This is a genomic window from Chelativorans sp. AA-79, assembly GCF_029457495.1.
GTDB lineage: Bacteria > Pseudomonadota > Alphaproteobacteria > Rhizobiales > Rhizobiaceae > Chelativorans.
On the sequence record NZ_CP120361.1, the window covers coordinates 4,455,876 to 4,474,146 of the forward strand.

The window sequence follows — 18,271 nt, forward strand, 5'->3', positions numbered from 1 at the left end:
TTTCCTATTGGATGCTACCTACACGCGCACCCGTCGCAGCGCTGAAGAGATGAATTTTCGACGGATCGAAACCGAGCCTGAGCCTGTCGCCGACGGAGATGTCGGGTGTGCCGGAACTGCGCCAGCAGACGTTCTGTCCGACTCCGACATCGACGATCACGTAGGTTTCCGCCCCGAGATGCTCCACCACGCGCACCTCGCCGGGCAGGCCGCCGGTCTCGACCGGCCGGAAGTGCTCCGGCCTGACGCCGACATCGACCCTCGGCTCGGAAACGGGCGCAGGGAGCGTCACCTCGATGCGGCCGCCATCGGAGGGAAGCACCAGCCGGTCGGCCGAGATCTCGCCGGAAAACAGGTTGATGGCCGGCGAGCCGATGAACTCCGCGACGAAGCGGTTGGCAGGCCGCTCGTACAGCTCCAGCGGGCTGCCCTCCTGGGCGATCTCGCCCCGATCGAGCACGACGATGCGGTCTGCCATCGTCATCGCCTCCACCTGGTCGTGGGTCACATAGATGGAGGTGGCGCCGAGCCGGTCGTGCAGCGCGCGGATTTCGGCCCGCATCTGCACGCGCAGCTTGGCGTCGAGATTCGACAACGGCTCATCGAACAGGAAAACCTGGGGATGGCGCACGATGGCGCGGCCCATGGCCACGCGCTGGCGCTGGCCGCCGGAGAGCTCGCGCGGCTTGCGGTCGAGCAGGCCGCCGATGCCGAGAATATCCGCCGCCTCCCGCACCTTGCGCTCGATTTCCTCGGCCGGCGCTTTCTTGAGCGCGAGGTTGAAGCCCATGTTCTCCCGCACGGTCATATGCGGGTAGAGAGCATAGGTCTGGAAGACCATCGCGATATCGCGCTCGCGCGGCTCCAGGTCGTTCACGACCCTGCCGCCGATGCGGATGTCTCCGGACGTGATGTCCTCGAGGCCGGCGATGGTCCTGAGCAGGGTGGACTTGCCGCATCCCGAAGGGCCGACGAGAACAACGAACTCGCCATCCGCCACATCCACGTCCACGCCTTTGATGGCATGGAAAGAGCCGTAATTCTTGTGAAGTGCGCGTATTTCGACCGAAGCCATTCCGGCCTCCCTACTTGACCGAGCCCAGGGTGAGGCCCTGAACGACAAACCGTTGCCCGAACAGCATGAGGAGCATGGCCGGTATGGTGGAAATCATCGACGCCGCCGCCATCTGGCCGTTCTGGATCTCATATTGCTGAGCGAACTGCGCGATTCCCACCGGCACGGTCGCCGTGCCGCGGGACGTGAGGTTCAGCGCGATGGAGAACTCGTTCCAGCTGAAGACGAAGGCGATCACGCCGGCCGCGATCAGCCCCGGCACTGCTAGCGGCAGCACCACCTTGCGGAAGGCCTGAGCACGGCGGCAGCCGTCGACGCGCGCCGCCTCCTCGAGCTCGACCGGGATATCGCGGAAGAACGCCATCATCAGCCATACCGTCATCGGCAGGTTGATGGTGATGTGGGTGAGGATAAGCCCGGTGAGGGTGGCATAGAGCCCGATCTCCTGAAACAGCAGATACCAGGGCCCGACGATCGTCAGCACCGGGATCATGTGGAACAGCAGCATCCAGCCGAGGAAGGCTTTCGATATCCAAGGCGCCCAGGGGAGCTTCGCCAGCGAATAGGCGGCGAGCGTGCCGATGACCAGCACGACCACGGTGCTCACCGCGGCCACGATCAGGCTGTTGCCGACATTGGTGAGGAAGTCCGAACGCGGTCCGAACAGGACATCGGCATAGTTGAACAAGGTCGGGGTGAACACCCAGGCGCCCGTGTAGATGTCGATCTGATATTTGAACGAGGTCATCAGGATCCACAGGAAAGGCAGCACGACCAGAAGGATCGAAAGCGCCAGCAGCGCGTAACCGATCCATAATTCGCGTCCCTTGAGTGCAAGCATGTCAGCGCGCCTCCGGTGCGAAGCGGCGTGCCGTCGCCAGGAAGGTGACGATCGCCACGATTATGACGAGCGAGAGCAGCGCGCCATAGCCGAGGTTGTTCTGCTCGAAGAACACCTTGTAGAGGTGCAGACTCACCACTTCGGTGGCTGTGCCCGGCCCCCCCGACGTCAGGAGGTAGACCTCGTCGAACACCTTGAAAGCGAAGATCGTGCGGAACAGGAAAGCGACCGCGATCGACGGCATCATCAGCGGAATGATGACCTTACGGATCGTCTGCCAGGTCGTCGCCCCGTCGACGCGGGCCGCCTCCAGCACCTCCTTCGGCAGGCCCTCCACGCCGGCGAAGAGGATGAGGAAGACGAAGGGCGTCCAGTGCCAGATGTCGACCAGGATGACGGAGGCGAGCGCGATGCGCGGGTCGGAAAGCCAGCCGAGCGGCATGGCCCCGAACACCGCCAGCGCCTGGTTGAAGATACCGAAATCGTAATTGTACATCAGCTTCCACATGCTGCCGATGGCGACAGGCGGCACCAGGATCGGCAGGATCATGAGCGTGCGGACGATGCCCTTGGCGCGCGGCGCACCGCTGACCAGCAGCGCAAGTGCGAAGCCGAGCACCATTTCAGCGACGACCGTGACCACGACGAAGATCAGCGTGTTCTTGAGGGCGATCGCAAAAACATGGTCGTTCAGGAGCCGTCCGAAATTGCGGGCGGGCGTGAAATTCCAGACCTGGCCGCCCTGCACGAAATCGATGGTCGACACGCTCATCATCAGGAGGTTGACCGTCGGGTAGACGGTCAACATGAGCAACAGAACTACCGCCGGTAGAAGGGTGCCGTAGCGGAACCATCGATCGTGGGCGGTCCCGCGGCCCGGGCGAGCCGCAGCCGGGGCCTCGTCGCCCGCCGCCGCGGCAGTCGATCGGAGCCGGCCGTCGGCTCCGATCTGACGCGCTTCAGCCATCTGCGACTACTCCGGAAGCGGCTCGAGCATACCGGTGTTGCGGCCGGTGCGCTGGAATATGGCATGGATCTCCCGCGCCGCCGCATTGAGCGCCGCCGCCGACGACATCTCGCCGATCAGCGCCTGGTTCAGGCGCAGGCCGATCACCTGCTCGACCTCCGCTCCTTCGGCGTAGCCGAGCACCTGCTGCGCCTTCTGCATGCTCTCGTTGTAGGCTTTCATCCAGGCATATTCCGGCTGGGAGGAAAGCTCGGTGAGAACGTCGGAACGGACGGGGATGCCTCCAGCCTCCGCATAGGCCGTCTGGGCTTCCTTGGTGAGGAACCACTTCATGAAGGCCAGCGCAGCCTTCTGCCTCGCCTCAGGGATGTTGTTCGGGACGGCGAAGTGCCAGTTGCCCATCACGACGCCGGGATCCTTCCCTTCGGGGGCGGGATTGACGGCGGCCGCCACCTTGCCCGCCACGGCGGATTTCGTCGGATCCTGGAAGTTGGACCACGCTGCGATCACCGACTGCGCCATCGCCACCTTGCCGGCGGCCATCAGCTGGATCATGTCGGCTTGGCCGATGGCGGCTATATTGTCCGGCCCGCAGGTGGTCATGATCTCGATGAACTTGTCGAGCGCCTGCTTCGCTTCCGGGCTGTTGATGGTGACCGTGTAGTCCCCGTTCTCGGGATCCGCCACGATGCTCGCGTCATAGCCGAGCATAAAAGGCATCCAGTCGAAGCGGATGCCGTTGCCGCGCTCGCCGCGGGTTACGAACCCATAGAGGCGCGGCTCATCCTGGAGTGTCTCGCAAGCTTGCAGCACGTCCTCATAGGTCTTCGGCTCGGAAAGGGCTGCCTGGTCGAACAGGTCCTTTCGATAGACCAGAACATGCGTGTTGCAGTTGGGCGGCACCGCCAGCAGCACGCCGCCTTCGGAGGTACGCCACCGCTTCTCTTCATTCCAGTAGTAGGAATCGCCGCAGGTATAGACGTTCTCCGGCAGCTCGAAACTCGGCTCGATCTCCGCCAGCGGCTTCAGGAAGCCGCCTTCGTAGAATTCGATCGTCCACGCGGCATCGATGTTCAGGATGTCCTGCGGGCTCTGCGCGCCCCGGACAGCGTTGCGCGCCTTTTCCAGCATGCCGCCGAAAGGCGTGACGTCGAGTTCCACTTGATTGCCCGTCTGCTCCTCGTAGAGCCCGACCACCGCCTCGAAACCGGCATACCAGGGCGAGGAGTTGATGAGGATAGTGATCGGCTCCTGTTGGCCGACGTCGAGGAAGCTGTCCTGGGCTTGCGCCGGAACCGCCGCAAACACGGCAAAGATCGCAGCCGACAGCAGGCTGCGCTTGAAGCGACCTATTCTCATTCTTCTCCTCCCAGGTTCGGCGGACCCTCCTACCACAGGCCCTATATTCAGTCGGATGTCTCCCGGCGTTGCCGCGGCACAGGATTGTGCGCCGCTCCGCTCTCATCTGCCTCCCATTGCGTTCGTAAAGAGTATGGCCTGGCCTTGGGTATGGAAAATGATATTCTCGACTGCGATCGATAACTATAGGGAATGACATGGATCGCAATCTGCGCGCCTTTCTGGCGGTTGCGCGGGAGGGCAACCTGACCTCCGCCGCTGACAAGATCGGTCTCACGCAACCGGCCCTGACGAAGACGATCCGTCGTCTGGAGCAGGAATGCGGCTCCATCCTTTTCGAGCGGACCGCGCGCGGGATGCTGCTGACGACGGCAGGCAAGATGCTGCTCGAGCGCTCGCGGGCCATCGAGATGCACTATCAACAGGCGCATGAGGAAATCCGGCTGCTGAACCGGGGCGCCTTGCGCGAGTTCCGCATCGCTGCGGGTTCGGCCTATCATGCGGCGATCGCTCCCGATCTCGTCAAACGGTTGAGCACCGAATTCCCCGCAACGCGCTTCGTGCTCGCCTTCGAAGTGGCCGGCAACGCACTGCCAAAGCTCGTCGACGGCGATCTGGACCTGCTCCTCGGCGCGTTCCTGAGCGTCCCCACCGAAGGCATCGAAACGCATCCCCTCCTGAAGGTCGAGATTACAGCCTATGCCTGCAGGAAAAGCGCCCTGGCGAACAGCGGCCGCGTGACGGCCACCGATCTCGGCGGAAGGGAGTGGGTGATTTACCAGCGCGATACGCTGATGACCGGCCGGCTGCGCTCCTTTTGCGCGGACCACATCCTGCCGGAACCAAGAATCGTAATGGAGATCGATTCCCTGCTGGCCAGCTTCCGCGTGGTCAGCGGCACCGAATATCTGACGGCCGCCTCTACCTTGGTGCGGGAACTGGCGGAGGACGAAGGGCTCGTCATGCTCAGGCTCGAAGCGCCCATCTGGCGGTTCGCATCCGGTGCATGGTTCCGCAGCTCACTGCGCAACTATTCCATCATGCAACGTGCCTTGGAAATCCTGAAGGAGCTGACAGCACCCTACACGTAAGGGCATTCCTACAGGTTATAGAACATCGCATCATATATCATTTTTCCAGCCTATACGCCTCGCCTATGCTTTTGACGAGCGGACGGCTTGCGTCCGCACGGGCACACCTATTTCGGAGACTCCAGATTGCCATGGCCAAGCCGAACGTCATCATCTTCTTTACCGACCAGCAGAGGCACGACACGACCGGGGTCCACGGCAATCCCATGGGGCTCACGCCGAATTTCGACCGGCTCGCCCGGGCCGGCACGCATCTCTACCACTCCTTTGCCTGCCAGCCGCTGTGCGGCCCGGCACGCGCAGCCATGCAGACCGGGCTCTTCGCCACGCAAACCGGCGTCTTCCGCAACGAAATTCCTCTGCCCGACGACATGGAGACGATGGCAAAGGTTTTTGGTCGCAACGGCTATGCCACCAGCTATATCGGCAAGTGGCACCTGGCCGGCAAAGACCCGGTACCGAAGCATCTGCGCGGTGGTTATCAGAGCTGGCTTGCAGCCAACCACCTGGAGTTCGTTTCCGACGCCTATGACGCCGTGCTGTTCGATGAAGACAACAACAGAAAAAAACTCCCCGGCTATCGCATCGACGCGCTGACCGACGCGGCAATCCGCTATTGCGACGCGCATCAGCAGGAGCCGTTCTTCCTGTTCGTATCGTTCCTGGAGCCGCATCACCAGAACCATATCGACGACTATCCGCCGCCCGACGGCTACCGCGAGGCCTATACGGCCACGCAGTGGACCCCGCCAGATCTCGCTACTCTCAAGGGCACCAGCACCTGGCATCTCGGCGGCTATTACGGGATGGTCAAGCGGCTCGATGAGGCCTTCGGCCGGCTGATGGACGCTCTGAAAAGCCTGGGCATGCTCGACAACACCATCGTCATGTTCACGTCCGACCATGCCTGCCACTTCAAGACGCGGAACGACGAGTACAAGCGCTCCTGCCATGAAAGCGCCGTGCGCGTGCCGACGATGATCACAGGACCGGGCTTCGACGCGGGCGGGCAGGTACGGGCGTTGTTCAGCACCGTCGACGTCGCCCCCACCCTTATCGACGCCGCCGGCCTTGAGGCGCCTGAGGAAATGGTCGGCCAGTCCATAGTCCCCGTGATCCGCGATGCCCGCGCGCTCTGGCGGCAGGACCTCTTCTTCCAGATCAGCGAGACGGAAACGGGCCGGGCGCTGCGGACGCACCGCTGGAAATACGGCGTCACGTCCGAGTATCGCCAGGATGCCCCGCGATCGGATGTCTATCGCGAGAGCTATCTCTACGATCTCGATAGCGATCCTTACGAGATGGTCAACCTCGCCGGCATGTCCGCCTTCCGGGAGGTCGCGGACGGGCTGAAGCAGCGGCTTCTAGCGTGGATAGCCGAGATCGAGGACGACCATCGGCCGGAGATCCTCAACGCGGCGGAGCGCGATTCCCGGCAATACCGGATGCGCCCCTCAGATCTTCTTGATCTGCAGCAGAAATGGACCCCCTGAACGCCAGCCGGCACTGACCAGTCCGGGAAAATCGAACGTCGAAGACGAACGAGATGGAGGGCCGATGATGTCGAACTTCACCGCATGGCATCAATGCGACATCGATAAGAAGACGCTGAAGCGGCTGATGAAGCGGAGCGACGGCAAGGCGCTCGTCCACATCGGTGCATACGGGGTGATGCTCGCTCTGCTTGCTGCTGCATCGGTCTATTGGTGGGGAGCGGCGCCGGGTATCCTGGCCTACATCGCCTATGGCGCTGTCTTCGGCTGTCTGGCCTCGCTGGAGCACGAGACCCATCACGGCACGCCCTTCCGAACGCGCTGGATTAATGAAACCGTGCATTGGATCGCCGGCCTTCTGGCCGTGAAGGAGCCGTTTTCCGATCGCTGGCTTCATACCAAGCACCATACGCACACCTACGAGACGGGCGCGGATGTCGAGATCCAGACCGAGCGTCCGCCGAGCCTTGGAAAGCTGGCGCTCGACTTCTTCCGTATCCCCTTCCTCCTGAACTCCTTCGCGTTGATGGGACGATACGCCATCGGCGCACTCCCGCGCGTCATCCGCGAAGAGGCCCCCGTCGAGGAACGTCGGAAGATCATCTGGTCGGCACGGGCGATACTCGGCTTCTATGCCCTGCTTGCGGCCCTTGGCCTGGCATACGGGCAGTGGTTTCCGTTGATACTCACGCTGGGTGCCAAGATATCCGGTGGTTGGCTGCATGCCTGGATGAGCTATACGCAGCACACCGGAATGCCGGAGAATGTGAACGATCACAGGCTCAACACGCGTACCGTTTATACGCATCCCGTCCTGCAGTTCCTCTACTGGAACATGAACTACCATATCGAGCACCACATGTTCCCCATGGTGCCCTTCTATGCGCTGCCCGCGTTGTATCGGGAACTGAAGAGCCAGATGCCCCTCGCCTATCCGGGTTTCTGGGCGGCGTGGCGCGAGATCATACCGACCCTCGTGGAGCAGACGCGCGATCCCAATTATTTCGTCGATCGTAAACTGCACCCCGCGATTCTCGACTGAACGGATCACGATTTATGGTGAGGCAGGGGGTGACCGACATTCAAAGCGGGCGCAGGGAACATCAGTCCAACAGCGCTTACGACCGAATAAAAATGGAGTTGCCTTCTATTCGGTCGCCCATGCACTCCATAGTTTATCCGGTGGTGCGTGCGGAGCGGGCCGTCTCGAGAAATGCCGTCACCAGAACACGCGAAGCATCCACTTTGCGATGAGCGATTTTGTGCACGGAACTGAAGCCGAAGCTCTTGGGCTTTATGGCGCGCAGCCGGCCTTCCGCGACATGCCGTTCAGCGAAATGGCAGGGCAGGAAACCGATGAAATGGCCGGAGAGGATCAGCATGAGTTGCGCTTCCATATGCACCACAGAGGCGCCGGCGCGCGGATGGCCGACCAAATAAAGATCGTCGAAGTGGCGGTAGCTGCGTACCGAGAAACGTGCATCCTCTATGTCTTTCCGACCGATCGCGGTGTCCACCTTGGAAAAGAGCGGATGGCCCGCGCCGCAGTAGAGAAGATGCGGCTCGCTGGCGAAGCTGCGGTAGATGACCCCCGGGGCCTTTTGCGAGAAGGGACCGATGACGATATCGCGCTCGCCATCGGCGATCTGCCGCTCCAGCTCCGCCGGTGTGCCCAGCGACAGGTCGATGAAGACGTCCATGCCCGGTTGCAGGAAAGCCCGGATCGCCCTCTGCACGCCCAGCTCTTCGCTGGTGAAGGTGCCGTCGGAAATACCGATCCGCAGGCGGCCCGAGAGCCCGCCCGTGGCCGACGCCACGCGCTGGGTGAAATCGTCGAGGTCTCGGAAGAGTTTCAGGGTGGCATCGTAGGTGGCCTGGCCGAGCTCGGTCAGGCGAAACTGCTGGCGCCCGCGGTGGCAGAGTTGCCCACCTAGACGCTTTTCGAGCTCCGCCAGATGCGTGCTCAGCGTGGGCTGGGAGAGGTTGAGCGCGATCTGCGCCTCGGCGAAACCGCGCGCATCCGCCAGCGCCACGAAAACCCTGAGAAGGCGGATGTCGATATTGTCGAGTCTGCGCAAGGCATCCTCCTCACATTGGTATTCTTCGATCCAAAAATCAAAATAAGATGATATACATCGATGTAAAAAACGTCGACACTCGCCCCAACAAAATAATGGGGAACTGAAATGGACAGGTATCTTGCAGGTGTCGCTTCCGCCTTGGCTTTGACGGTGACCGTTTCGACGGCCTCGGCCGCCGACCAGATCCGCATCCTGGCGCCCACCTGGCTGGGCTTTGCGCCGGTGCATGTGGCACTGGAGCGCGGCTGCTTCGCGGAGAACGGGCTCGACGTCTCCATCCGCTTCGAGGACGACCTCGCCAATGTGATGGCCGCGATGCAGCGCGGCGACATCGAGATCCAGATGCGTTCGGTGGGCGAATATCAGGGCCGCCCGCGCGACAGGGACACGCCCGGCATCATCATCGGCACGATCGACGAGTCCGTGGGCGGCGACGGGGTCATCACCGACGAGGCTATCCAGTCGGTGGCCGATCTCCAGGGAAAGGTGATCGCCTCGGAGCCCAACATCCCCTCACGCCTGCTCCTGCAGATGGAGCTGAAAGAGGCCGGGCTCACGCTGGAGGACCTCAACATCCGCGACATCGCCACGGCGGACACCGCCGCGGTCTTCGCCGACGAGTCGATCGCCGCCATCGCCACCTACGAGCCCTTCATGTCGCAGGCGATTGCCACGAGCAGCCGCCCGGGCGCGCGCATCCTGGTCTCCTCCAAGGATCATCCGGGGCTGATCATCGACGCGATCATCGCCCGGAACGACGACCTTCAGGCCAACCCGGACAAGTATGCCCGCTTCCTCGACTGCATCTACAAGGCGGTCGATTTCATCAAGGCGGAGCCGGACTCCTTCGCCGAGATCGCCGCCGGCGAATTTGGCCTGACGCCGGAGGAGGTGACGGAGATCGTCCAGACGACGCTCACCTACAACACGCTCGATGAGGCCCTCGACTATATGGGCGCGCCCGGAGAGCGCGGAAAGCTGCACGACATCTTCGACACGGTGATGGAGCTCAACCTGGAAAACGGCGCGGCCGAGAACAAGCTCGTCGCCGAGGAGCAGATCGACAATTCCGTGATCAACCGGCTGCGCTGAGGCGCTGGCACGTCCGGGGGCATCGGCAATGGTGGAGTGGACGGAAAGCAAGCCGGGTCCGCACGAGCGGGCCGCGCCTGCAAAGGGAGGGAGCGGGTTCTTGAGCGGCGGTGGGCTCTTCACCTTCCGGGGGCGTGTCTCCCCCGTGGCAGAGGCGGCGGTGGGAGCGGCGGCAGCGCTCGTCCTGCTGGCGGTCTGGGAAGCCTGCGCCAGGACCGGGCTGGTGGCGCCGCAATTCCTGCCGGCGCCGAGCCGGGTGGTCACCGCATTTTGGGGGATGCTCAAGGACCAGAACCTGCTCTGGCATTCCGGCGTCTCCATCGCCCGCGTCTGGACGGCCTTTCTGCTTGCCGCCGTCATGGCGATCCCCATCGGTATATTGATGAGCAGCTATCGCATCGTGGGAGCGGCGCTCGAGCCGGTGGTGGACTTCATCCGCTATCTGCCCGTGCCCGCCCTGGTGCCGCTGTCGATCATCTGGTTCGGCGTGGACGAGACCACCAAGATATTCCTGCTGTGGCTCGGCACCTTTTTCCAGCTCGTCCTTCTGGTGGCCGACGACATGCGCCGCGTGCCGCAGGAATATGTGGAGGTGGCGCGCACAGTGGGCGCGAATTCCTGGCATGTGATGAAGGACGTGGCGCTGCGCTCCATGGGACCGTCGCTGCTCGACAATCTGCGCATCACGCTCGGCTGGTGCTGGACTTATCTCATCATCGCCGAGATCGTCGCGGCCAATTCCGGCATCGGGTACCTGATCTGGACCGCCCGGCGCTTCGTGAAGACGCCTGAGGTGATGGCCGGCGTCTTCGTGATCGGTCTTATCGGGCTCGTCACCGACCAATTGCTGCGGCTCGCCCACCGCCGCCTCTTCCCCTATCTGTGAGGCCGACCGTGACAACCGGATATCTTCGTTTCGAAGGCGTCGCCAAGGCGTTCGGCTCCGTGCCCGTAGTGGAACGCACCGACCTTGCGGTCGAACGCAACTCGCTGGCGGTCTTCCTCGGCCCTTCCGGATGCGGCAAGACCACACTCATGCGCATGGCGGGCGGGCTCGACAGTCCGAGCGCCGGCGCCATCATCCTCGACGGAGCCATGGTCGCCGGACCGGACCGGCGGCGCGGCATGGTGTTCCAGTCCTATTCCTCCTTCCCCTGGCTCACGGTGGAAAAGAACATAGGCTTCGGCATGCGGTACCGCCGCGACCTGGATCGGCGCGGGAAGGCCGAACGCGTGGCGCATTATCTGCGGCTCGCGGGGCTGGAGGATTTCGCCGGCGCCTATCCCAACCGCATCTCCGGCGGCATGCGCCAGCGCGTAGCGATCGCCCGCACGCTCGCCGCCGGTTCCGAAGTGCTGCTCATGGACGAGCCCTTCGGCGCGCTCGACGCGCTGACGCGGGAGCGTCTTCAGGTGCAGTTGCGCGAAATCCAGACGCGCGAGGCCAAGACCATCATCTTCGTCACCCACGATGTGGAGGAGGCCGTATTCCTGGCCGACCGCATCGTCATGTTCTCGCGGCGTCCGGCCCGCATCGTCGCCGATATCGATGTAGGGGCTGTCCTGGGCGACCGGCGCTCGCTGGAAATCCGCGAGACGAAAGAATTCTTCGATCTGCGCAACCGGGTGCTGCACCTGATCCGCAACGAGACGGGGGACCAGGCATGACGATCGCTCTCGCCGGCCGCGTGGCGGTGATTACGGGTGCGAGCCGCGGCATCGGCCTCGGCGTGGCGCGCGGTTTCGCCCGCGCGGGCGCCAAGCTTCATCTGATCGCCGATGATCCCGCCGTGGAGGATCGGGCGCTCGAACTTGGAGCGACCGCGGCGGTGGCGGATATCCGGGATCGTGCGGCGGTCGGCAAGGCACTGGCTCCCCTCTCTGCCATCGATATCCTCGTCAACAATGCCGGCCTCGAATTGATGACGCCCGTCACGGAAGCGGGCGGCGGTGCGGAGGAGATCTTCCGCCGCGTCGTCGAGATCAATGTGGTGGGCACGGCGCTCGTCACCCGCACCGCGCTCGGCCGGATGGGCAAAGGCGGCGCGATCGTCAACACGGCATCGATCTGGGGGCGGGTGGCCGAAGCTCGCTTCGACGCCTATGTGGCCTCCAAGCATGCCATTATCGGGCTCACCAAGACCTGGGCCAAAGAGCTCGGGCCGACGGGCATCCGTGTCAATGCGGTCTGCCCGGGCTGGGTGGAAACGGAGGCCTCCATGCGCTCGCTGCGGCGAATGGCGGAGGAAGCGGGGCGGCCGGAAAGGGAGCTGCTTTCGGAGATCGTCGCCGGGCAGGCCCTGGAGGGGCTGATGTCGCCTCCCGACATGGCCGACGCCTATCTGTTCCTCGCCTCCGACCTTGCCGCAAACATCACCGGGCAGTCGCTCGGCGTCGATCGCGGAGAGGTGCCATGGTAGGCCGTATCGACGGCAGGAAGGCGCTGGTGACGGGGGCGGCAAGCGGCATAGGCCGTGCCTGCGCCCTGGCGCTCAAGGAGGCCGGGGCGGACGTGGCGGGACTGGATGTCAGGCCGGGCGAAGGCGCCTTCACCGTCTTCGGCTGCGACCTCCGCGAGGAAGCCGCGATCAGGACGAGCGTGGCCGAGGCCGCCGATCTTCTCGGCGGCATCGACATCCTGGTCAACAACGCCGGCATCCTGGAAGAGGCTCCGCTGGCGCGCATAACGGCGGAGCACATCGACCGCATGTTCGCGGTGAATGTGCGCGGCGCCATCCTCGTGGCGCGCGAGGCGCTTTCCCATCTGCCGGAGGGCGGGCGCATCATCAACATCGTCTCGGAACTCGCCTATCTCGGCCGTGCCGAGGCGTCCGTCTATTGCGGCACCAAGGCAGCGCTTCTCGGGCTCACCCGCGCCTGGGCGCGCGAGCTTGCGCCGCGCATCCTCGTCAATGCCGTGGCGCCCGGCCCTACCGACACCCCGCTTCTCGACTTTAACGCGCTCTCGCCAGAACAGAAGGCGGCCGAGACAGCCCACCCGCTCGGCCGCATCGGACGGCCCGAGGAGGTGGCGGCGGCAGTCGTCTTCCTGGCCGGTCCGGGCGCGACCTTCTTCACCGGCCAATGCCTTGGCGCCAACGGCGGCGCCGCGATGATCTGAGGCTCCGATCATGGACAGCGTGTTCCTTGCCGAAATCCCCTGGCCGGAGGCCGAACGGCGCATCGCCGCCGGCGCGCCGGTCTTCCTGCCGCTGGGCGCAACCGAGCAGCACGGCCACCACATGGCGCTCGGGGTGGACGTGGTGATCCCGACGGCAATCGCCGAGCGGGCCGCCCGCGCCGTGGGCGGGCTCGTCGCGCCCACCGTGCCCTATGGCAACCGCTCCCAGCCGCGAACCGGCGGCGGGCCGGCCTTTGCCGGCACGTTGAACCTCACCGCGCATACATTCGCACTTATTGTGCGCGACATCATCTGCGAGCTCTACCGTCAGAAGGCGCACAAGATCGTCGTCATCAACGGCCACTACGAGAACATCGCCCCGTCGGTGGAGGGGATCGAGCTTGCGCTCGACCATCTCGGACGCGACCGCGTCGGCGATCTGACCATCTTGCGCATGGATCATTGGGATCTCGTGCAGCCGCAGACCATCGACCGCATCTTCCCCGACGGCTACCCCGGCATCGAGCTCGAACATGCAAGCGTGATCGAGACTTCCCTGATGATGGCGCTGAGGCCGGAGCTCGTGGACCTCTCGAAGGCGCTCCATGACGGGCCGGCGCAGTTCAAACCTTATGACCGCTATCCCCGGCCCATGGAGGAGGTGCCTCCCTCCGGCGTGCTTTCCATGACCGAGGGCTCGAGCGCGGAAAAGGGCGAGTGGCTGCTGGCCGACTGCCATGAGCGCATCGTCGAGATCATTCATGTGGAATTCGGAAAAGGCAAAACGAGATGACTGCACCCTTTCACCAGCCCATAGACGCGGCCGTCGTTCCACGCTTTTCCGGTCATGCCACGTTCATGCGGCTGCCGGCGGTGAGTTCGGCCGAGGGGCTCGACATCGCGCTGGTAGGCATTCCATGGGATGGGGGAACGACCAATCGGGCCGGCGCGCGCCACGGCCCGCGCGAGGTGCGCAGCCAATCGAGCCTGATGCGCCGCGTGCATCATGTCTCCAAGGTGGAACCGTTCGCGATTGCCAATATAGCCGATGTGGGCGACGTTTCGGTGAATCCGATCGATCTGGCCGATGGTCTCGCCAGGATAGAAGCCGGAATTGCCGAGATCGTCGCCCATGGCGCAATCCCTATTGCGGCAGGGGGCGATCACCTGACCACGTTGCCGGTGTTACGCGCCCTGGCGAAGGAACGGCCGGTAGGTCTCATCCATTTCGATGCGCATTCGGACACCAACGACACCTATTTCGGCAACAATCCCTATACACACGGCACTCCCTTCCGCCGCGCGATCGAGGAGGGCCTGGTCGATCCGAAGCGGATGGTGCAGATTGGGATCCGCGGTTCGATCTACGACCCGGACGAGCATCGCTGGGCGATCGAACAGGGCGTCCGCATCATCTATATGGAAGAGTTCGTCCGCCGGGGGCCGGCGGATGTTATGGCCGAGGCGCGCGAGATTGCAGGCGGAGGGCCCACCTACGTCTCTTTCGACATTGACAGCATCGATCCTTCCATGGCGCCGGGCACCGGAACGCCGGAGGCGGGTGGCTTTACCACACGCGAAGCGCAGGAGATGCTGAGGCTGCTCGCCGGGGTCAACATCGTCGGCTCGGATGTGGTGGAGGTGGCCCCGCCTTTCGATGTCGGCGGGATGACCGCCCTTGCCGGCGCGACGATAATGTTCGAACTCATCTGCTTAATCGCGCAGTTGCTTGCTCAATCTAGGGACTTCCGTAGCAGAACAATGGCCCCAGGCGAGCCGTAAATGTCCCCATATTGGTGCGCGTCGTGAAAGGATAGCCATCTCGCAGACAACATCGCCGGCGATATCCGGGAAGAAGCCGGTTCACCAGGCATCCGGCTCATGGACCATATGGACGATGATTGCGGGATTCGTGATCCAGGCTCCTTTGAATCCTTCGATAGCGGGTCGATTGCATCGCAACGGAAGCCCCTGCCTCGGCGGGATGATCTGCCGCGTCTTCGAAGCGGTAACAGAGGCCGAGGCAGATCTCGGGCTTGGCTGATCTCCGGTGCTTCATTTGGCGAGCCGCAGATCGCAACCAAAGCATCATCTGCACGAAGGCGGCCGGTGTCAGGCAGCGCTTATCCCCGAACCGGCTCGCGCGGCCTCGCGATATCGTTGATGCCATCGGCATCGGGCGCCAAGCCATAGCTCATCCTGCGCATCTGTTCGATCACGCGCTCCATCTCGTCGTCCGGCAGGATCGGCGGCTCGCCGAGTGTCAGAGCCTGCACATATATGCGCGATAGCGTCTCGACCTCGATCGCCAGCCACAGCGCCGATTCCAGCGTTGTGCCGAGCGAGATCTGCCCATGCTGCCCAAGCAGGCAGGCAAGCCGCCCCTCGAGTGCTGCAAGCGCATTGTCGGAGAGGGCCTGCGTGCCGAAGGTCGCGTATTCTGCGCATCGGATCGTCGCGCCGCCGGCAATCCCGGTCATGTAATGGAAGCTCGGTATCGTCTTGTGATGGCAAGCGAGGGTGGTGGCGTAGATCGAATGGCAGTGGAGCACGACGTCGATATCGGTGCGCGTGCGCAGGATGTCACGGTGGAACCGCCACTCCGACGACGGAAGGCGGCCGACATAGGTGCCGTCGAAATCCATTTCCACCAGGTCGTCCGGAGTCATCGTCTCATAGGGCATCGAGGAGGGGGTGATCAGAAATCCGTCGGCCGTGCGCGCGGAGAGGTTGCCCGCCGTGCCCTGGTTGATGCCGCTCGAGTTCATCCGCCGACAGATATCCACCATCTCGCGGCGGAGAGCCGCCTTCTCGTTCTCAGCCATTGACGGGTCCTTTCGTGACATTCGATTTTGAGGAAGTTGCCCGCGCCGCGGCGCGCCACCGGGCGGCATAAGGGGCAAGCATGGAAGCGATATCGCCGAGATGGGCGGGGTCGCTGAGTTCGACCGGGGCAGGCTGCGTCCTCGTCTCGTGGCCGGCAAGCAGCGCGGCGCCGGAGGCGACGCCATAGGCGTCAAGATTGTAGCAAATGCGCCGACCGGGGGCGAATCCGGCGACCAGCGCGGCGTAAAGCGGGTCGCGCAGGAAGCTCCCGTCGAGCATGACCTCCGGTCCGTCCCCCAGGGCATCAAGGCACTCGACGGTCAAAAGTGCACAATAGACTATGGCGAGCGCTTTTCGCTCCTCCGGCGTTTCTGGTGGAGTGCCGGCGAGGCGGCCGCGCCCGGCGCTGCCCGGGAAAAGCCCGTCATCTTCTCCGAAGGACGGGAGGGCCATCGTGCCGCGCGCGATCAACCGGGCAACCACCTCGCGCCGTGTCTTCTCCGTTGGCGCGCTACTGCCCGCGATGGCCGCGAACTCGCGGCCGCCCATGGTCAGAACACCACCAAGCGGGTGGCCGAACACGTCGCTGTTGCAGGTCATGCCGCGGTTCTCATCGAGACGGTCGAGCGGCGTGCGTCCGGAAAAGCAGACGATCCAGGTGCCTGTGGAGACGACGGTGATATCTTTCAGCCCGGCCGCCTGGTAGCGGTAATAATTGAGGCTGCTGTCGTGGCCGCCTGCCAGGATGCGCAGCCTGTCCGGCAGGCCGTGACGCGCGGCCAGAGCCGGCCGGAGCGTACCGGTCATCTGCCATGCCTTGGCGAAAGGCGGCAGAAGGTGCCGCCAACCTTGGCGGGCGACGATCGGCGCCCAGCGTCTTTCCGCCGCGTTCCACAGGTGCGACTGTGCGGCGAGCAGTGTCATCTCCGAAACGGCGATGCCGGAAAGCACCCACGCCCAGTATTGCGGCACGCCGAGGAACCAGCGCCCCCGCGAGAATGCCGCCGGCTCGGCCTGCTGCATCCAGTAGAGCTGCCGTGCCTGATGGGTGGCGCCGTGCATGGTGGCACTGCCCCGGTCGAAGAACGTACCGCTAAGCGGTGCGTAGGCCTCCCGGATCGACTCCGGCAGGGGCTGCTCATAGTCGATCATCGGAAGTGCCGTGCCGTCGCCGTCGTCCGGATCGGCAACGACAAGCACGCCCCCGGATCCATGGCCGGAGGCGACGAACGCCTCGAGCGGATACCTGCGGGAAAGGGTGGCAAGCCCATCGAGAACCCAGCCGCGCAGCGCGTTGAGGTCGTGGTGGCGCCAGGGCGGGCCTTCGCACACGGGATTTTCCACGCTCAGAGTTTCGAGCACCGCGCCGTCCGTGGTCGCGGCACTCAGCTTGACATTGGTCTTGCCGACGTCGAGCACGGCGACCAAGCCGCTCTGCCATGCCTCCGCCATCGGTCTCCTCCCGGACAGTTCGGATCAGATCAGGCGATACTGTTTCGCCTTGTTGCGCAGGAACGGCAGCCCGTTGCCCATGACTTCCTCCTCGTCCCTGGCGACCGGACGCCACACCGCGAGCCCGTATGCCACTTCAGGCGGCATGTTGATGAAGCTCTCCATCGCGAGCCCGCCCTTGAAGCTGATTGCCGCCAGTGCCGCGTAGATCTCGTCCCACGGGACGTTTCCGTAGCCCGGCGTTCCCCGGTCGCTCTCGGACAGGTGAATGTATTTCAGATGCTCGCGTGCATCGAGGATACCATTGGCTGCTCCTTTCTCCTCGATGTTCATGTGATAGGTGTCGAGGTGGACGAAGATATTGTCGGCGCCCACGCGCTCGATCATGTCGACGGCCTGGCGCGCTGTGTTGATCAGGTGGTTCTCGTAGCGGTTGACCGCCTCGATGCCCAGTTCGATGCCTTTGGCCTTGGCGTGTTTGGCGGCCGCACTCAGCGCGCGGGCGATGTTGTCGTACTCGGCCTGGGTAGGCGGGACGCCGGTACGCTCGCCGATGCCGCCGAAGATGACGCCGGCGAGCGCCTCGGCGCCGATTTCCGCCGTCTTGTCGATAGCGACCTGCAGATATTCGATCGCCGCGTCCGGGCGCTGCGAAGCCCAGGCCGACTCCGGCAATCCGAGCGAGCAGATCGCGCGCAGCCCATGCTTTTCCAGAAGCGCCCGGCTATGCGCCGCATCGACCGCCGGCGCATTCAGCAATGCGATCTCGATGAAGTCCATCTCGTATTTGACGGCGGCGGCGATTGCCTTTTCGGCCCCGGCGCGATCCCAGTTCATCGTCCACATGCTGGTGTGTACGCCAAATCCCTGCAT

General features: G+C 63.9%; 18 protein-coding genes. 10 read left to right on the top strand and 8 right to left on the bottom strand.

What is annotated here, in order from left to right; all coding sequences use genetic code 11:
• Window positions 1-4: 4 nt before the first annotated feature.
• The 4 genes from ugpC to PVE73_RS21825 are packed head-to-tail and all read right to left on the bottom strand — an operon-like array spanning window position 5 to window position 4,242.
• Complete coding sequence (gene ugpC, locus PVE73_RS21810) at window positions 5-1,075, bottom strand: sn-glycerol-3-phosphate ABC transporter ATP-binding protein UgpC (RefSeq protein ID WP_277364255.1); 1,071 nt, start codon at window positions 1,073-1,075, stop codon at window positions 5-7.
• A gap of 10 nt (window positions 1,076-1,085) precedes the next feature.
• Window positions 1,086-1,916, bottom strand: a complete 831-nt coding sequence (locus tag PVE73_RS21815) for a carbohydrate ABC transporter permease (protein ID WP_277364256.1) — start codon at window positions 1,914-1,916, stop codon at window positions 1,086-1,088.
• A gap of 1 nt (window position 1,917) precedes the next feature.
• A complete protein-coding gene (locus tag PVE73_RS21820) occupies window positions 1,918-2,883 on the bottom strand; it encodes a sugar ABC transporter permease (protein WP_277364257.1) in 966 nt (321 codons plus the stop codon).
• Window positions 2,884-2,889: 6 nt separating this feature from the next.
• On the bottom strand, window positions 2,890-4,242 hold the full coding sequence (locus PVE73_RS21825) for an extracellular solute-binding protein (protein ID WP_277364258.1): 1,353 nt from the start codon (window positions 4,240-4,242) through the stop codon (window positions 2,890-2,892).
• Window positions 4,243-4,439: 197 nt separating this feature from the next.
• On the opposite strand from PVE73_RS21825, the gene PVE73_RS21830 reads away from it, so the two are divergent.
• The 3 genes from PVE73_RS21830 (at window position 4,440) to PVE73_RS21840 (ending at window position 7,868) form a co-directional block, all read left to right on the top strand.
• Window positions 4,440-5,333, top strand: a complete 894-nt coding sequence (locus tag PVE73_RS21830; protein ID WP_277364259.1) for a LysR family transcriptional regulator — start codon at window positions 4,440-4,442, stop codon at window positions 5,331-5,333.
• Window positions 5,334-5,464: 131 nt separating this feature from the next.
• Complete coding sequence (locus tag PVE73_RS21835) at window positions 5,465-6,826, top strand: sulfatase-like hydrolase/transferase (RefSeq protein WP_277364260.1); 1,362 nt, start codon at window positions 5,465-5,467, stop codon at window positions 6,824-6,826.
• A 67-nt stretch (window positions 6,827-6,893) separates the two neighbouring features.
• Complete coding sequence (locus PVE73_RS21840; protein WP_277364261.1) at window positions 6,894-7,868, top strand: fatty acid desaturase; 975 nt, start codon at window positions 6,894-6,896, stop codon at window positions 7,866-7,868.
• A 133-nt stretch (window positions 7,869-8,001) separates the two neighbouring features.
• Here the strand turns inward: PVE73_RS21840 and PVE73_RS21845 are convergent, their stop codons facing one another.
• A complete protein-coding gene (locus tag PVE73_RS21845; RefSeq protein ID WP_277364262.1) occupies window positions 8,002-8,904 on the bottom strand; it encodes a LysR family transcriptional regulator in 903 nt (300 codons plus the stop codon).
• A 108-nt stretch (window positions 8,905-9,012) separates the two neighbouring features.
• Between PVE73_RS21845 and PVE73_RS21850 the strand changes: the two genes are divergently transcribed.
• The 7 genes from PVE73_RS21850 to speB all read left to right on the top strand — a co-directional run bounded on the left by PVE73_RS21850 (window position 9,013) and on the right by speB (window position 14,902).
• The gene (locus PVE73_RS21850; RefSeq protein WP_277364263.1) at window positions 9,013-9,999 is read left to right on the top strand and encodes an ABC transporter substrate-binding protein; all 987 of its coding nucleotides are present in this window, start codon (window positions 9,013-9,015) and stop codon (window positions 9,997-9,999) included.
• A 100-nt stretch (window positions 10,000-10,099) separates the two neighbouring features.
• Window positions 10,100-10,885 (top strand): ABC transporter permease, encoded by a 786-nt coding sequence (locus tag PVE73_RS21855; protein WP_277364264.1) that lies wholly within the window; start codon window positions 10,100-10,102, stop codon window positions 10,883-10,885.
• An 8-nt stretch (window positions 10,886-10,893) separates the two neighbouring features.
• Window positions 10,894-11,667 carry an ABC transporter ATP-binding protein gene (locus PVE73_RS21860; protein WP_277364265.1) on the top strand — a complete coding sequence of 258 codons (774 nt, stop codon included), beginning with the start codon at window positions 10,894-10,896 and terminating at the stop codon, window positions 11,665-11,667.
• Window positions 11,664-12,419 (top strand): SDR family oxidoreductase, encoded by a 756-nt coding sequence (locus PVE73_RS21865; RefSeq protein WP_277364266.1) that lies wholly within the window; start codon window positions 11,664-11,666, stop codon window positions 12,417-12,419. The genes PVE73_RS21860 and PVE73_RS21865 overlap by 4 nt, the downstream gene beginning before the upstream one ends.
• Window positions 12,413-13,120, top strand: a complete 708-nt coding sequence (locus tag PVE73_RS21870; protein ID WP_277364267.1) for an SDR family oxidoreductase — start codon at window positions 12,413-12,415, stop codon at window positions 13,118-13,120. The genes PVE73_RS21865 and PVE73_RS21870 overlap by 7 nt, the downstream gene beginning before the upstream one ends.
• Window positions 13,121-13,130: 10 nt before the next feature.
• A complete protein-coding gene (locus PVE73_RS21875; RefSeq protein ID WP_277364268.1) occupies window positions 13,131-13,913 on the top strand; it encodes a creatininase in 783 nt (260 codons plus the stop codon).
• On the top strand, window positions 13,910-14,902 hold the full coding sequence (gene speB / locus PVE73_RS21880) for an agmatinase (RefSeq protein ID WP_277364269.1): 993 nt from the start codon (window positions 13,910-13,912) through the stop codon (window positions 14,900-14,902). The genes PVE73_RS21875 and speB overlap by 4 nt, the downstream gene beginning before the upstream one ends.
• A gap of 341 nt (window positions 14,903-15,243) precedes the next feature.
• Here the strand turns inward: speB and PVE73_RS21885 are convergent, their stop codons facing one another.
• Genes PVE73_RS21885 through PVE73_RS21895 form a run of 3 tightly spaced genes read right to left on the bottom strand, consistent with a single transcriptional unit; the run spans window position 15,244 to window position 18,271 of the window.
• Window positions 15,244-15,945 (bottom strand): class II aldolase/adducin family protein, encoded by a 702-nt coding sequence (locus PVE73_RS21885; protein WP_277364270.1) that lies wholly within the window; start codon window positions 15,943-15,945, stop codon window positions 15,244-15,246.
• Window positions 15,938-17,398 (bottom strand): FGGY family carbohydrate kinase, encoded by a 1,461-nt coding sequence (locus PVE73_RS21890; protein WP_277364271.1) that lies wholly within the window; start codon window positions 17,396-17,398, stop codon window positions 15,938-15,940. Before PVE73_RS21890 ends, PVE73_RS21885 begins: the two co-directional genes overlap by 8 nt.
• A 24-nt stretch (window positions 17,399-17,422) precedes the next feature.
• Window positions 17,423-18,271 carry a sugar phosphate isomerase/epimerase gene (locus PVE73_RS21895; RefSeq protein WP_277364272.1) on the bottom strand — a complete coding sequence of 283 codons (849 nt, stop codon included), beginning with the start codon at window positions 18,269-18,271 and terminating at the stop codon, window positions 17,423-17,425.

Excerpts from the sequence above, each read along its gene's own strand:
- PVE73_RS21870 (WP_277364267.1), top strand. The coding sequence starts at position 12,413 with ATGGTAGGCCGTATCGACGGCAGGAAGGCGCTGGTGACGGGGGCGGCA.
- ugpC (WP_277364255.1), bottom strand. The coding sequence starts at position 1,075 with ATGGCTTCGGTCGAAATACGCGCACTTCACAAGAATTACGGCTCTTTC.
- speB (WP_277364269.1), top strand. The coding sequence starts at position 13,910 with ATGACTGCACCCTTTCACCAGCCCATAGACGCGGCCGTCGTTCCACGC.
- PVE73_RS21825 (WP_277364258.1), bottom strand. The coding sequence starts at position 4,242 with ATGAGAATAGGTCGCTTCAAGCGCAGCCTGCTGTCGGCTGCGATCTTT.
- PVE73_RS21890 (WP_277364271.1), bottom strand. The coding sequence starts at position 17,398 with ATGGCGGAGGCATGGCAGAGCGGCTTGGTCGCCGTGCTCGACGTCGGC.
- PVE73_RS21850 (WP_277364263.1), top strand. The coding sequence starts at position 9,013 with ATGGACAGGTATCTTGCAGGTGTCGCTTCCGCCTTGGCTTTGACGGTG.
- PVE73_RS21895 (WP_277364272.1), bottom strand. The coding sequence starts at position 18,271 with ATGCAGGGATTTGGCGTACACACCAGCATGTGGACGATGAACTGGGAT.
- PVE73_RS21885 (WP_277364270.1), bottom strand. The coding sequence starts at position 15,945 with ATGGCTGAGAACGAGAAGGCGGCTCTCCGCCGCGAGATGGTGGATATC.
- PVE73_RS21820 (WP_277364257.1), bottom strand. The coding sequence starts at position 2,883 with ATGGCTGAAGCGCGTCAGATCGGAGCCGACGGCCGGCTCCGATCGACT.
- PVE73_RS21830 (WP_277364259.1), top strand. The coding sequence starts at position 4,440 with ATGGATCGCAATCTGCGCGCCTTTCTGGCGGTTGCGCGGGAGGGCAAC.
- PVE73_RS21815 (WP_277364256.1), bottom strand. The coding sequence starts at position 1,916 with ATGCTTGCACTCAAGGGACGCGAATTATGGATCGGTTACGCGCTGCTG.
- PVE73_RS21875 (WP_277364268.1), top strand. The coding sequence starts at position 13,131 with ATGGACAGCGTGTTCCTTGCCGAAATCCCCTGGCCGGAGGCCGAACGG.
- PVE73_RS21835 (WP_277364260.1), top strand. The coding sequence starts at position 5,465 with ATGGCCAAGCCGAACGTCATCATCTTCTTTACCGACCAGCAGAGGCAC.
- PVE73_RS21840 (WP_277364261.1), top strand. The coding sequence starts at position 6,894 with ATGTCGAACTTCACCGCATGGCATCAATGCGACATCGATAAGAAGACG.
- PVE73_RS21865 (WP_277364266.1), top strand. The coding sequence starts at position 11,664 with ATGACGATCGCTCTCGCCGGCCGCGTGGCGGTGATTACGGGTGCGAGC.